At 44.5% G+C, this 15,531-nt stretch carries 9 protein-coding genes; all 9 read left to right on the top strand.

Annotated elements, in window-relative coordinates:
* Nucleotides 1-67: 67 nt before the first annotated feature.
* The 9 genes from DBR43_RS20865 to DBR43_RS20825 all read left to right on the top strand — a co-directional run bounded on the left by DBR43_RS20865 (nt 68) and on the right by DBR43_RS20825 (nt 15,516).
* Nucleotides 68-640 (top strand): insulinase family protein, encoded by a 573-nt coding sequence (locus DBR43_RS20865; protein ID WP_158622564.1) that lies wholly within the window; start codon nt 68-70, stop codon nt 638-640.
* Between the two features lie 157 nt (nt 641-797).
* Nucleotides 798-1,391: an alpha-ketoglutarate-dependent dioxygenase AlkB family protein gene (locus DBR43_RS20860; RefSeq protein WP_124584320.1), complete on the top strand. Its 594-nt coding sequence runs from the start codon at nt 798-800 to the stop codon at nt 1,389-1,391.
* A gap of 114 nt (nt 1,392-1,505) precedes the next feature.
* Nucleotides 1,506-2,111 carry a TetR/AcrR family transcriptional regulator gene (locus tag DBR43_RS20855; protein WP_124584317.1) on the top strand — a complete coding sequence of 202 codons (606 nt, stop codon included), beginning with the start codon at nt 1,506-1,508 and terminating at the stop codon, nt 2,109-2,111.
* Between the two features lie 61 nt (nt 2,112-2,172).
* Entirely contained in the window at nt 2,173-2,604 is a 432-nt protein-coding gene (locus tag DBR43_RS20850) for a DoxX family protein (RefSeq protein ID WP_124584315.1), read from the top strand.
* A 139-nt stretch (nt 2,605-2,743) separates the two neighbouring features.
* Nucleotides 2,744-6,808, top strand: coding sequence for a hybrid sensor histidine kinase/response regulator transcription factor (locus tag DBR43_RS20845; RefSeq protein ID WP_233603074.1), 4,065 nt, complete (start codon nt 2,744-2,746; stop codon nt 6,806-6,808).
* 76 nt (nt 6,809-6,884) lie between these two features.
* On the top strand, nt 6,885-8,315 hold the full coding sequence (locus tag DBR43_RS20840; RefSeq protein WP_124584311.1) for a sulfatase: 1,431 nt from the start codon (nt 6,885-6,887) through the stop codon (nt 8,313-8,315).
* Nucleotides 8,316-8,331: 16 nt separating this feature from the next.
* Nucleotides 8,332-10,443: a chondroitinase-AC gene (gene cslA / locus DBR43_RS20835; RefSeq protein ID WP_124584309.1), complete on the top strand. Its 2,112-nt coding sequence runs from the start codon at nt 8,332-8,334 to the stop codon at nt 10,441-10,443.
* Between the two features lie 118 nt (nt 10,444-10,561).
* Nucleotides 10,562-13,681 carry a SusC/RagA family TonB-linked outer membrane protein gene (locus tag DBR43_RS20830; RefSeq protein WP_233603068.1) on the top strand — a complete coding sequence of 1,040 codons (3,120 nt, stop codon included), beginning with the start codon at nt 10,562-10,564 and terminating at the stop codon, nt 13,679-13,681.
* Between the two features lie 17 nt (nt 13,682-13,698).
* Nucleotides 13,699-15,516: a RagB/SusD family nutrient uptake outer membrane protein gene (locus DBR43_RS20825; protein WP_124584307.1), complete on the top strand. Its 1,818-nt coding sequence runs from the start codon at nt 13,699-13,701 to the stop codon at nt 15,514-15,516.
* Nucleotides 15,517-15,531 lie beyond the last annotated feature (15 nt).

Raw genomic sequence — 15,531 nt, 5'->3', positions numbered from 1 at the left:
AATCAATTCAAGTATATCAACCAGAAAAATAAAATTAAAAATGATAACAATTAAAAAAGCATTAATAATGATGATAGGTGTATTCGCGTTCGGTAAGATTGATGCGCAGGTAACGATGAAAGATCCGGTAAGTTTTAAATTAAAAAACGGAATAGAGGTCGTAGTGGCAGAAAATATCGGAATGGGAAAAGTGTTCGCCTCTGTTAAAATAGAAGGTGAAACCCTGGATACCAATGCAGCAGTAACTGAAGCCTTAACCAACATTTTAGCGGAAGGGGCAAGTGCTAAAAGTAAAGTTGTTTTTGCAAATAGTCTGAAAGAAATTGCACCTAAAGTAAGCGTTACTGCTGATGAAGCGAATGTAGCTGCAGCGGCCGAAGATTTTGAAAATGCGTTTTTAGTGATGTCATCTGCTTTGCAGGAATCGGCAATCGATCAGGTTATGGTAGATAAAGTGAACAAAAGTACTAAACAGGCGGTTTCTTTAGCTGAAGTAAAGACATTTTATAACCAGCAGATTACACCTTCAAGAACTTATATCACTATAGCTGGTAACATTAGCCTTGCCCAGGCAAAAGCATTGGCAAAAAAGGCATTTGGCGACTGGAAGGGAAATGCTGAAGCTTCAATTGCAAAGTAAGCGTTAGGAGTAGAGAAAAAAAGAGATCAATAGGGGCAGAATTGCAGGTGATTAGCATACTCAGGTATCTTTTCCATCTGCATTCTTGTTTTATAGCAGATGCATATTTTTAGTTAAATTTAATTTATCTTTATAGAGAACTATTTTACTTCATTCGATGTACGGAGATCATGTTAACCTCCTTCCGATTCCGGGAGAGGCTTTATTCCTTCCCGGATTTTTTAATGAGGAAGAAAGTAATACCTATTTTAATGAGCTGACAACCGGAGTTGCCTGGAAACAGGAGCCCATTAAAATATTCGGCAAAACTGTTTTGCAGCCCAGGTTCACCGCATTTTATGGAGATGAAGGAATCAGCTATAGCTATTCCGGAATTACGATGAATGCTTTGCCATGGACGGAAACGATGACAAAGATCAAAGCCCGGATTGAAGAAAAGTATCATGCCAGGTTCAATGCCTGCCTGCTCAACCATTACCGTGATGGGATCGACAGTATGGGCTGGCATAGGGACAATGAAAAGAACCTGGGTAAATATCCGCTGATTGCTTCCGTCAGCTTTGGTGCGCACCGGATTTTTCAATTCAGGCGTTATGTAGAAAAGATCCCCATTATTTCCGTAGACCTGAGCCATGGCAGTGTGCTGATCATGAAGGGAGAGACACAACGTTACTGGGAACACCGTTTACCAAAAACCGTGCAGGTGACCTCGCCCCGGATTAACCTTACTTTCCGCCTGATTATCGATTAATTGCTGCGATAAGCGCGGTTATTTGTTGTATTTAAGTCAGAATTCCATAAAGCCTTTTTAAAATATAATTTACCCATTACTTTTGTTAACAGTGTTAACAAAAATTCATAGTCTATGGGAATTGCAGAACGTAAAATAAGGCAGAAGGAAGAATTTAAGGCAAGTATTCTTGAAGCGGCATGGCAGCAGGTCATCTCTGATGGCTGGCAATCTTTATCGATCCGCAAGATTGCAGATGCAATTGAGTACAGCATTCCGGTAATTTATAACCATTTTGAAAATAAGGAGGCCATCCTGCTGGAGTTCACAAAAGAAGGATTTCAAAAGCTGGCTGATACCCTTCAGGAGGTAAAAGACCAATATGAGGTTCCGGCTCAGCAGCTGGAAGCGATGGCACATGCCTATTGGGATTTTGCGTTTGACCATAATGAATATTATCAACTGATGTTTGGCCTTGGGATTCCGGCTTGTGACCGCGTAAAACAGATCATAGAGATGAAGACCGCTACAGGCATCATGATTTCCACGATCAAAGAAGCGATTGCGCAAAGTAATCATCCGGAAACAGATTATTTCCTTAAATACCATACTTATTTATCTATTCTTCACGGTCTGGTTTCTATTCAGATGATTCAAAAAGAAGGAAAACCGGATGCTTCGAAGAAAATGATCCTTCAGGATGCGATTTCAGGCTTTATTATTTCCATAACGAGCAAATAAATTCATAGCTTTAATATACAACACTATTTAATAAACGATTCAAACTAAATAATCTACCCGGATGAAAAAAATATTCAACACCAATTTCAATCATGAAGGCATTCATTTTATGCTGCTTGTCTTGCGCGTTTCTATTGCCGTTTTTATGTTGTTTCATGGCTATCAGAAATTACAGATGCTCACCAGTGGGGCACCTATTCAATTTGGAGATCCGATAGGGGTTGGTGAGCCTGCTTCACTGGCATTGGCTGTTTTTGCAGAATTTTTATGTTCTATTCTCGTATTAATAGGGTTGGGAACAAGACTGGCTGTGATTCCTTTGATCGTGACCATGCTGATCGCAATTTTTATCATTCATGGACCTGATGGTTTTGATAAAAAAGAAATGGCATTACATTACCTGATTGTTTATGCTTTCCTTTTTGTTTCCGGAAGCGGAAAATATAGCGTTGATCAGATCATCAGCAATAACCTGAGCAAACGCAGACGCTAGTCTGCTTTTCTGAAAATACGCTTAATGTGAGAGGTCTACCCGCATTAAGCGTATTTTTTTTGTATAATTGTCAGGACCTAACCAAGCCTTCCTGACCATCACCATGCCTAAACACCTATTTATAACCTTAACAATTGTTTTGTTTTTTAATACTGTGTTTGGTCAGTTTTCCTTTGATCATTTATCGGTTACCAATGGCTTGTCGCAGAGTACGGTGTTGGCCATCTGTAAGGACAGCAGGGGCTATATGTGGTTCGGAACAAGGGATTGCCTGAACCGCTATGACGGTAAAACGGTTAAAATATATAAAACACTGGAAAGCGACCCGGCCTCTATCAGCTCTGAGGATTATATCTATGCCATTACGGAAGACCGGCAGAAGAACCTCTGGATAGGCACTCAGAACGGGCTCAACAGGTATATTCCGGAAACCGGAAAATTTGAGCGCATCACTTATAAACCAGCAGATCAAAACGGCATCAGTGATAAAATTATCCTTGCTATCGCTGCAGGGAGTAAAGGGAAAGTTTTGTTTGGTACTTACAACGGACTGAGCATCCTTGAAAATCCGAAAAGCCGAAAATTCAGGAAATACTTTAAGAAAGACGGACTGGCAGGGAATATTGTCTATGCTGTTTTTGAAGACAGCAAGGGAAATATCTGGGTTGGTACCACAGAGGGACTGACCAGAATGACACCTGAAAATGGCCGTTATGTTTTCAGCTCATTTGTTCATCTTCCTTCCAGGGCAAACAGCATCAGTGGCAATTCCATCAAGACCATTGCCGAAGACCGGCAAGGGAGGATCTGGATTGGAACGGAGGCGGAAGGACTGAACCTCTTTGTTCCGGAATCCGGTTCATTTATACGATTTAGACATGATCCAATGAGGAATGATGGGATCAGCAATGACATCATTCGTAAGATAATGCCTGGAAAAGATGGCCATTTATGGGTGGCAACCATGAACGGGCTGAATATCCTGGATCCCCTAACGCTCCGTTTTAAGAGTTTTAAACATGATTCTGAGAACCGAAAAAGCTTGAGCGACAATTCCATCAAGGACATTTATGAAGACAATTATGGCTCTGTATGGATCGGAACGATGTTTGGCGGAGTAAATGTTACCCATAAAAATGCCGTGCCTTTTACCGTGTATAAGTACAGTAAATACAGGAACAGCATCAGCAGCGACATCATTAGTGTCATTGCCGCAGACGGGAAAAAGAACCTTTGGATCGGTACGGAAGGGCAGGGCCTGAACTATTTTAATACGGTGACAGGTGAATTTAAACAATATGTAAATGATCCTTCAGATCCGAATAGCCTGAGTTCCAATACCATTAAAGCCATTTATAAGGATCGGAAAGGACAGATCTGGATCGGCTTATTTCAGGGCGGGCTGGAGTTGTTTAATCCTGCAACCGGGAAATTTAAACATTACCGGCATCATCCCAATAACCGGACTAGCCTGAGCTATGGTTATGTGAGCAGTATTTCTGAAGACCATGAGGGACGTTTATGGGTGGGTACTTCTTCAAAAGGATTGAACCTGTTTGATCCCGAAAAGCAAAGCTTCTCGGTATTAACCGATTTGCCTTCGCCGGGTTTAAGGCTCAGCAGCAGCTACATTCGTTTTTCTTTTTCGGATAGCAAAAAGAATTTTTGGGTGGGTACCCCCAGAGGCCTCAATCTTTTGTCGCCGGGAGCCAGACAGTTTAAAGTTTTTCTGAAAAGCACAGCACATAAAGACAGCCTGCAATCGAACCAGATCAACTGTATTCAGGAAGATCATGATGGCAACATCTGGGTAGGAACGCATCATGGCGGTTTGAGCTTATATCAGCCAAAGACGCAGTCCTTTACCACTTATACCAAACAAAATGGCCTTGCCAGCGACAACGTGATTGGCATTCTTGAAGACAATGAGGGGAGTTTGTGGTTGAGTACCGACCGGGGGCTGAGTAAGTTTGACCTGAAACAGCGTTCCTTTAAAAATTACAACATCACCGATGGATTACCTGCAAATGAATTCAATTTCAACTCTGCCTATAAAGATGAAAAAGGAAAGCTTTATTTTGGTAGTTATAACGGACTGGTGGCGTTCACCCCAAGAGAAATAAAAGAGAATGAACACCTTCCCAAGGTTGATTTCTCCGGATTGAAGCTTTTCAATAAACCTGTTTTGGTAGGAGGGCCTGATCAGCTGTTAAAGCAGGACATCAGTAACGTTAAAGAGATTACTTTCTCTGCCGATCAGGACATCTTCAGTATTGATTTCGTGGCCTTAAATTATATCCAGCCGGAACGCAATAAATATGCGTACAAATTGGAAGGCTTTGAAAAAGACTGGAACTATGTGACAATTCCTTCTGCAACTTATACGAACCTGCCTGCAGGGAAATATAAACTGCTGGTTAAAGGAAGCAATAATGATGGCGTCTGGAATGAACAGCCTACTGCATTAGACATTCGGGTTTTGCCGCCTTTATGGCGCAGCTGGTGGGCCTATTTGTTTTATGTGCTTGCCGGAAGCACCCTGCTTTACCTGATCTTTCGTTTCTTCCGCAGACAGGAGCGCCTGGAGTCGGAGCTTTATTATGAGCACCTGAACAATGAAAGGCAGCAGGAGCTTTATCAGATGAAGCTGGACTTTTTTACCAGGATCTCCCATGAAATCCGTACCCCACTCAGTTTAATCTTTGCGCCTCTGGAAAAACTGATCCACATGAGTAAAGACAATGAACTCATCAATCATCAGCTGTCGGGCATCAAGAAAAACACAGACCGTTTGCTGCGCTTAATTACGGAGCTGCTGGATTTCCGCAAGATAGAAACGGGAAATGTGACACTCCGGGTAAGGGAAAATGAGCTGATTGCTTTTTGCAGACAGATCTTTAACAGCTATGAAGCGCTTGCCGAACTCAAAAATATAACTTACCGTTTTGAATCTTCAGAGGAAGAGTTAATGCTCTTTTTTGATCCGGCACAACTCGAGAAGGTCTGCTATAATATCCTGTCCAATGCATTTAAATATACACCTGATGGCGGAGAGATCAGCTTTTTTGCGGGAGTTGAAAACGGACAGGCAAAACTGGTGATCCGGGATAACGGAATTGGAATCCCTGCGGAACTGCTGGACAAGATATTCAGCAATTTCTATCAGGTGAAATCTGGAAAAATAATTACAGAAGGCTGGGGCATTGGTTTGGCACTGGTAAAAAACATTGTAGAACTCCATCATGGAGAGATTTCTGTTTCCAGCGAGCAGGCTAGCGCCCAGGGCAGCGGACAAACCAGCCTGACGGTAAGGCTGCCAATGGGCTCAGCTCATTTTAGTTCAGAAGAACTGACGGTACCATCGGATTTGCTTCCTGCTCCTGCGGCGCTTCCGGAAATCCTTTCTGCCGCTGCGGGCGGTAATGAAGATGTTCCTTCGGGGGAAAAGAAATATACCATACTGGTGGTTGAGGATAACAACGAACTGAGCCGTTTTATCCTGCAGTCTTTACAGCATTCTTACCATTTACTGGCTTGTGCAGATGGATTGGAGGGATGGAATGTGGCGATAGAAGAACTCCCTGACCTGATCATTAGTGACGTGACGATGCCAGGCATGAACGGGCTGGAGTTATGCTCGAAATTAAAGCAGGAAGAACGGACCAATCACATCCCGGTGATTATGCTGACGGCCATGGCTTCACATCTTCATCAGGTGGACGGGCTGGAAGCGGGCGCAGATATTTACCTGACCAAACCTTTTAGCATACAGGTGCTGGAACTCAGTATCCGCAATCTTCTGCTTGGACGCGAAGCACTCCGGCAGAAATACAACAGGCAGGTTTTACTCATGCCGGGAAGAATCGAAATTACCTCTCCCGATGAGCAGTTTCTGGACAAGTTAATGAGGCTGCTGGAGGCGCATATGGAAGATCCGGAATTTAATGTAGGAAGTTTGGTGGAGGAGATCGGGATGAGTCAGACGGTGTTGTATAAAAAAATCAAAGCGCTGACAGGCCTGTCGATTACAGATTTTATCAAATCTCAGCGATTGAAAAGGGCCGCTCAGCTTTTGTCCGAACATCAGCTGAATATTTCTGAGGTGGCCTATGCGGTTGGCTTTAACGACAGGAAGTATTTTAGCAAAGAGTTTAGGAAGCAATTCGATGTGGCACCTTCGGAATACGCCAGAAAAACAAATTAGTCCCCCCTTTTTAACCGATTTTTCCTCTTCAATCAGCAAATTAAACCGAATATTTGATTTCTGTAGTAAAAGAATTATGAAGAAAAATCAATTGATCATCATGATGTTTAGCGCTTTGCTGGCGATGTCTTCAGCAAATGCAATGGGGCCGGGAGATCCGCTGCCCGGCAAAGCTAAGCGGACAAAACCCAACGTCATTGTTATTGTCAGCGATGATGCCGGGTACGCGGATTTTGGTTGTTATGGGGGAACGCAGATTCCTACGCCAAATATAGATGCGATTGCAAAGCAGGGCATCCGTTTTACCGATGCCTACGTCTCTGCTTCTGTATGTGCGCCTTCCCGTGCAGGTATTTTAACAGGCCGCTATCAGCAACGTTTCGGCTTTGAACACAATACTTCTACCAAAGTTGCAGCAGGATATCAGCTCAGCGATGTAGGAATGGACCCTGCGGAAAGGACGATCGGAAATGAGATGCAGGACAATGGCTATAGAACCATTGCCATCGGGAAATGGCATCAGGGAGAAGAACAGAAACATTTCCCTTTGCGCAGGGGCTTTGATGAGTTTTATGGTTTTACAGGCGGACACCGGGATTTCTTTCCCTATAAGGGCCCGAGAAAGAAGGAGTATGCCTTGTACGACAATCAGAAGGAAATTCCGGAGCAGGAAATTACCTACCTCACAGATATGTTTACCGATAAAGCATCCGCTTTCATCACGAAAAATAAAAACAACCCATTTTTCATGTACCTGTCTTACAATGCCGTTCATACGCCCATGAATGCGAGAAAAGATTTAATGGACAGGTTTGCGAATATCCCGGATAGCGGAAGAAGGGCTTATGCTGCGATGATGACTTCTTTGGATGATGGCGTAGGCGCGGTGCTGAAAGCGGTTAAAGCAAACGGACTGGAAGAAAATACGATCGTTGTCTTTATCAATGATAACGGAGGGGCAACGGTAAACTCCTCAGATAACGGAATACTGAGAGGAATGAAAGGTTCCAAATGGGAAGGCGGAATCCGGGTAGCCATGATGATGAAATGGCCCGGTCATATTCCGGCCAACCGAACAGATCATCGGCCTGTCATTTCCCTGGACATCCTTCCTACGGTACTTGCTGCAGGTAAAGGCAAACAAAAAGGGTTAAAGAAGCTGGATGGCGTAAACCTGCTTCCTTATCTCGCATCCGGCAATAAAGGGAAGCCACACCAGGCCTTGTACTGGAGGAGAGGAGTTGCTGCGGCCATCAGGTCGGCATCCTGGAAACTCATCCGTGTGAAAGACAAGGTGCTGCTCTTTGACCTTAGTAAGGACATTTCAGAAAACAACAACCTGTCGGAAAAATATCCGGCAAAAGTGAAAGCATTAATGGCCATGCTTTCCCATTGGGAAAAGGGCCTCGATCAGCCACATTGGTACAGCAGCTACGGCGACGAAAATCAGATCATCAAACACCGCATGGACCTGAAGGGCCGCGAAATGGAAAGACTTTACCCATAATATAAAACATCACAAAATGAAGAAATTATTATCCTGCTGTAGCTTGTTTTTATGGTTGCTGATCCCGGAACTTACGAAAGCACAATCTGCCCAAACCTATGATACGATCATGAATAGGATCGTGCTGGACCTATTGAAGCCCCTTGGGCAGCTGGATGGACCGGCAACAAGAAATTTAAAGTCCTTACAAGCTGATGGAAGCTGGAAGGACATCAATTATAAAGATACGGCGATTACCAATTGGATCCCGGGCGATCACCTGTTGAAATTACAAACACTTATTCAGGCTTACATCTCTAAAGGGAGCCGCTATTATCAGGATGAACAGCTGTTTCAGGGGATTTCCAATGCTTTCAGTTATTGGTATGCTGCCGATCCTAAAAGCAGCAACTGGTGGCACAACGAGATCGCGACTCCCCAGGCTTTGGGGGAATTGCTGATTCAGATGCGTGTTGGAAAGAAACAACTGGCGAAAGCTTTGGAAGGATCATTAATGGAGCGCATGAAACGTGGTGATCCGGAGAAAAAGACCGGAGCAAACAAGACCGATATCGCCCTGCATTATTTTTACCGCGGCTTATTAACAAGGGATCAGTCGCTGATGACTTTGTCTACCCGGGAGTTGTTTGAGCCGATTAGGTTTGTTCATTATAAAGAGGGACTTCAATATGATTATTCTTACCTCCAGCATGGGCCGCAGCTCCAGATTTCCAGTTACGGTGCAGTATTTATCATCGGAGTTTTAAAACTGGCGGGATATGTAAGAGATACCCCTTATGCACTTGCTGAAGATAAGCTTCAGCTGTTCTCCAAATACTATAGAGACAGCTATCTGAAAACCATTCGTGGAAGCTATATTGATTTTAATGTGGAAGGACGTGGGGTAAGCAGGCCTAATATTTTAAATAAAAAAGGAGAGTCCGGCCGGTTAAAGGTTGCGAAACTGATCGACCCTAAACATCAGCAGGAATGGGAAAGTGCCATTGCGAGAACCGAGGGGATTGTTGGGCCGGGAGATCAGGTTCAGGCCCTGCATCAGCATTTCTGGAACGGAGATTATACCCTTCATTTGCGTCCCGGTTATTCCTTTAATGTGCGCATGGTGAGCAACCGGACAAAACGTAGTGAAAGCGGAAACGGAGAAAACCTGCTGGGCAGAACCCTGGCAGATGGGGCAACAAATATCCAGGTTCGCGGGCCGGAATATGAAAACATCATGCCGGTTTGGGAATGGGATAAAATTCCGGGAGTTACGGCCAGGGATTATCCTTCAGATCGTCTGATGACCAAATTCTGGGGAGAAGAAGGAAGTAATGCTTTTGCAGGCGGAGTTTCCGATAAGACCTATGGCACAAGTGCCTATGCCCTGGATTACGATAGCTTATCGGCAAAAAAATCATGGTTCTTTTTTGATGAGGAAGTGGTATGCCTCGGTGCCGGAATCCGCAGTTCTGCCGCTGAACCGGTAACAACCACCTTAAATCAAAGCTGGCTGAATGGACCAGTACAGCGTTCTTCAGACCGGCTTCCGCTGGGGGCAGGAAAGACCTTGAATTTAAAAGGAAAAGCTCAGGATTGGATCTGGCATGATGGCATTGCCTATGTTTTTCCTGAGGGCGGAAATTTCAGCCTGAGCACGAACCTTCAGAAGGGCAATTGGTTTCAGATCAATAATTCACATCCAAAAAAAGAATTATTTGGAAATGTATTTAAACTTTGGATCAATCACGGAGCGAAACCTGTAAATGGTAAATATGCTTATATCGTGTTGCCTGGCGTAAAAGCCGCGGAAGATATGGAGCAGTACGATCCGGGCCGTGTGCAGGTGATTGCGAATACCGAACTGCTTCAGGCGGTGTATCATCAACAGCTGGACATTGCTCAGGCAGTGTTTTATCAGGCAGGAAGCATCAGCTTTCCATCTTTCTCCATAAAAACAGATAAAGCATGTATCGTCATGGTTAGAAATGTAGCCGGCAAAAGGCTGGTTTATGTCAGCGATCCTTTACAGAAAGAGAAAAGCATATTGCTGAGCCTGACCGACTCAAAAACAGGAAAGGTCATCAGTACTGAAATTGCAGTTCCGCAGGCTGAGATGGCTGGATCTACGATTATGGCCGTTTTTTAACCGATTATTACCCTTATAAAAATCAATTAGGCCCCCCTGGTTCGGATTATTGATATGCAAATTTGATATCAATAATCCATGGGAGGGTTATTAAAAACCAAATCTAAACTTACTGAGTATGAAAAAAATGTACTTTTTTATGATGTGCATGATGTATGCCTGTGCAGGCTTTGCCCAGGACATGCGGAGGGTAGAAGGCATCGTCACTGACCGTACAGACGGGCTTCCTTTAATCGGCGTAAGCGTGTTCCTGAAAGGAAATAAAGGAGGTGCCACAACGAATAAAGATGGAAAGTATGCGATCCAGGTTCCTGTAAAGGGAAGCACCACCCTGGTTTTTACGTATATCGGATATCTGCAAAGAGAAATTGCGGTGGGCGATAAAGGTGTGATTAACCTGACCCTGGCCGAGGACAGCAAAGTGCTGAACGATGTTGTGGTGATTGGTTATGGTTCCGTGAGGAAAAAAGACCTGACCGGAGCTGTAGGCAGTGTGAATATGGCTGACCTTCAAAAGGCACCGGTAAAATCTTTTGATGAAGCTTTGGCAGGCCGGGTTGCGGGGGTACAGGTGGCTTCCAATGACGGACAACCGGGTTCTTCCTTTAACATTGTCATACGTGGTCAGAATTCCATCACTCAGGACAATTCTCCTTTATATGTAGTGGATGGCTTTCCTATTGAAACCGCCAATAATAATGCCATTAACCCGGCGGATATTGAATCTATTGAAGTCTTGAAAGATGCTTCTGCAACGGCGATATATGGTGCGCGTGGCGCAAACGGAGTGATCCTGATTACCACGAAAAGTGGTAAGATCGGGGCTGCTGTCATTTCCTACACCGGAACGGTAGGTTTTCAGCAAAACATCAAAAAACTGGAACTGATGAACCCTTATGAGTTTGTGAGACTTCAGCAGGAGGTGGACCCTGTAAATACGCCAATTTTGTATTTTACAGATGGCAAAACCCTTGATTCTTATAAAGGTATGACAGGGACCGACTGGCAAAGTCAGATCTATAGAACCGCACCTTCACAGGAGCACAACATCTCCCTGACCGGCGGAACCGACAAAACGAAATATGTGATCTCCGGATCGATCAATGATCAGGATGGGATCATTATCAATTCAGGTTTCTCCCGCTATCAGGGAAGAATGTCTTTGACACAGGAAGTCAGCCCCAAATTAAAGGTTTTTGGAAGTTTTGATTATAGCAATATCAAGACCAGCGGAACGATTCCAAGTTCAGGAACAAACTCCGCAACGAATAACCTGCTGTATAGTGTATGGGGATACCGGCCTGCTTCAGCAAGCGGGACTGGCGATTTAATCGATCAGCTCTTTGATCCGGGAGTAGATGGTTCCAATGATTACCGCGTGAACCCGGTGATTTCCACGAAAAATGAATTGAGGAATGCCACAACCAATAACTTACGTGCCAATGCTTATGCACAGTACGCTTTTACAAAGAACCTGACTTTAAAAGTATCCGGAGGGATTACGAATAACCTGCGCAGAAATGATGTGTTCTATAACAGCCAGACTTATTACGGCGGACCAAGAAGTTTAACCGGTGTAAATGGCTCTATGATCTATAATCAAAATAGCAGCTGGTTAAATGAGAACATTCTGACCTTTGCAAAGCGCATCAATAAGGTGCATAACCTGAATGTTTTAGGAGGCCTTACTTTTCAGGGAGACCGCTTCTCCAGATATGGGTTTTCTGCAACTCAGGTACCGAACGAAACGCTTGGTCTGGATGGCCTGGATGAGGGGATTCCGCAGCCGGTAACCGCGGTAAGTTCCAACAGTAAACTGCTTTCCTTTCTGGGCAGGGTCACCTACGATTACAAATCAAAATACTTTCTGAGTGCCTCTTTCCGTGCCGATGGTTCCTCTAAATTTATGGCAGGAAACAGGTGGAGCTATTTTCCTTCCGGATCCCTGGCCTGGAGGATGAGCAGTGAAGACTTTCTGAAAAATCTGACTTTTATCAATGATGCAAAGCTGAGGGTTGGATATGGGGTAACCGGAAATAACCGGGTTGGAGATTTCTCTTACCTCTCTGTATTGGGTTTACCCATCGGGGCCTCCTATGGATTTAACAATACCATCAATCCCGGAGCAGTACCATTGGCTTTTGGAAATCCGGACCTGAAATGGGAGAGTACTTCCCAGGCGGATATTGGTTACGACCTGAGCATGTTTAAAGACCGGATCGGACTAACGGTAGATGTTTACCGTAAAACGACCTACGACTTGCTGCTGGATGCCGATCTTCCTTATACGACAGGATATGTGAGCGCTTTCAAAAACATCGGAAAGGTGAGGAATCAGGGATTGGAATTTACTTTGAACACCAGAAATATAGACCACAAGGACTTTAAATGGTCGACGAGCTTCAACATCAGTTTTAACCGCTCTAAAGTCTTGGCTTTGAATCAGGGCCAGGATTTCAGGACCACTTCCCTGGCCTGGGAGAATTCCTATAACGGCATACCATTGTACATTGCCAGGGTAAACCAGCCGATCGGGCAGTTCTATGGCTATCAGTTTGACGGGATTTATCAGTTTAGTGATTTCAACGAAAACAGCCCGGGCGTATATACCCTGAAAGACAATGTGCCGAATAACGGAAATGTTAGAAGTACGATCAAACCCGGTGATGTAAAGTATAAGGACCTGAATGGAAATAATGTAGTGGATACAAAAGACCAGACCGTGATTGGAAGAGGTCAGCCTTTACATGTAGGTGGCTTAACCAATAACTTCAACTATAAAAACTTTGACCTGAGTATTTTCCTGCAATGGTCTTATGGAAACGACATCTATAATGCCAACAGAATGCTGTTTGAGGGAAATATGCTGGATAAGACCAACCTGAACCAATATGCAAATTATGCAGACCGCTGGACACCTGAAAATCCAAGCAATACGCTGAACAGGGCAAAAGGACAGGGGCCAAGGGTTTACTCTTCCCGTGTGATTGAGGATGGTTCTTTTCTGAGGATAAAGACAGTTTCACTGGGCTATAATTTTGGAGCAGATGTGTTGAAAAGGCTGAGGTTAAAAAGTCTGAGGGCTTCCGTATCCGGACAGAACCTATATACTTTCAGCAATTACTCAGGAATGGATCCGGAGGTTTCTGTCAGGAATTCTGCATTGACACCAGGTTTCGATTATTCGGCCTATCCACGGGCAAGGGCAATTGTGTTCAGTATCAATACTTCATTTTAATTTTAAAATCTGATCAAATGAAAGCTTTAAGATATTTATTAGTCCTCATCATCGTTACAGGAAGTGTTTCCTGTAAAAAGTTTCTGGACACCAAACCAACAGATACTTTGTCTCCGGATTATTATTACGCAACAGAGGCACAGATGAACAATTCGCTGACCGGCGTCTATGACATTATGGGAAGTGAGAATGTGTATGGAAATTCCATTTTTACCAGGCTCACCGCAGCTACCGATGAAAGTTATTACCAAAGGAGTACCCAGGCAACGGGCACACAGGTGCTCAACTTTGATTCCTCCGATCCGGATATCCGTTTGCTTTGGCAATCGCTTTATCAGGGGATCGAAAGGGCAAACCTGGTACTGGCCAATATCAAAAAGCCGGCTATGGACGAAACTAAGCGCGGGGTGATTGAAGGGGAAGCCCTATTTCTAAGGGCATATTACCACTTTTTGCTGGTCAGCAATTGGGGAGATGTGCCAATGATCCTGAAACCTACTGCTTCTATTGTTTCTACTGATGTGGCCAGAACGCCGGCAAGGGAGGTATACAACCAGGTTATTGCGGATATGACGAAGGCCGAAACCTTGGTGAAATCGATTACGGAGATTGGATTTGGTGGTCGTGTGAGCAAAAGTGCCGTGCAGGGAATCCTGGCGAGGGTGAATCTCTACATGGCAGGATATCCTTTGAAAGATGTTTCCAGATACGCAGAAGCCTTGTCCTGGGCCAAAAAAGTCGTTTCAGGTGCTGCCGGTCATGCTTTGAATAACGATTACAAACAGATTTTTATCAATTATGCCCAGGATAAGTACGACATTAAGGAGAGCATCTGGGAAGTAGAGTTCTGGGGAAACCGTATCGGAAATGCATATACCGAAGCCGGAAGGGTTGGAAACAACAATGGCATTTTATGCAGTAATGAAAAAGAAGGGTATGGCTATGGATTTATAGGGGCAACACCGGGATTGTTCAGGCTGTATGAGAATGGGGACCTGCGCAGGGACTGGGCCATTGCACCATTCAGGTATAATGGGGCAACTACCACCCGGATCAACTGGACTGCTGCGGAAATCTATCAGCGAAATTCCGGCAAGTTCAGAAGAGAGTATGAACTGCTGGAAAAACAGAAAAACTATACCCCTCAAAATTTCCCTTTGTTAAGGTATGCGGACGTATTGCTGATGCTTGCTGAAGCAGACAATGAGGTGAATGGACCCGGTGCTGATGGTATCGGCGCGGTAAACCAATTGAGAAAGCGGGCTTTCGGCAAGAACTTGTCGGGCGAACAATTGAGAACGGTTAACGTAACTGCAGGTGGCGCCGGATACCTGGCAACGAACCCTCCGGTAGTGACCATTACGGGTGGAGGAGCAAGCCGGAATGCTACGGCTACAGTGACCATTACCGCTGGTAAAATTACAGCCGTCAACATTACCGATTTTGGTGCTTTTTATACCTCTGTACCTACCGTGACGTTTTCTGGTGGGGTAGGGACAGGAGCGGTAGCGGGTGCAACGATATCGGTTGCGGGAGATGAGGCTTTAACCACAGCACAAACGGCTTCAAAAGATGCCTTCCGCGCTGTGATTAAGAATGAAAGAGAGAAAGAGCTTTGCTTTGAGGCTTTGCGCAGGGCAGACCTGATCCGCTGGGAAGACTATATTGGAAACCTGCAAAAGACAGCTGCAGACGCTACTGCAGGGGCTCCGACAAATTTCAAATATATCGCGATAGGAGGGAGTAATGTGGATGTCAGACACTTGCTCTTCCCGATTCCATTGTATGAAACTTCGGTGAACAAACTCTTGCTTCCAAATAATAAAGGTTGGTAACACCTATAATAACCC

Origin of the sequence: Pedobacter sp. KBW06, from assembly GCF_003852525.1 — a bacterium.
In the GTDB taxonomy this organism is placed as follows: domain Bacteria; phylum Bacteroidota; class Bacteroidia; order Sphingobacteriales; family Sphingobacteriaceae; genus Pedobacter.
Note: the sequence above shows the minus strand (reverse complement) of the source record. Positions and strands in the feature narration are given on the sequence as shown.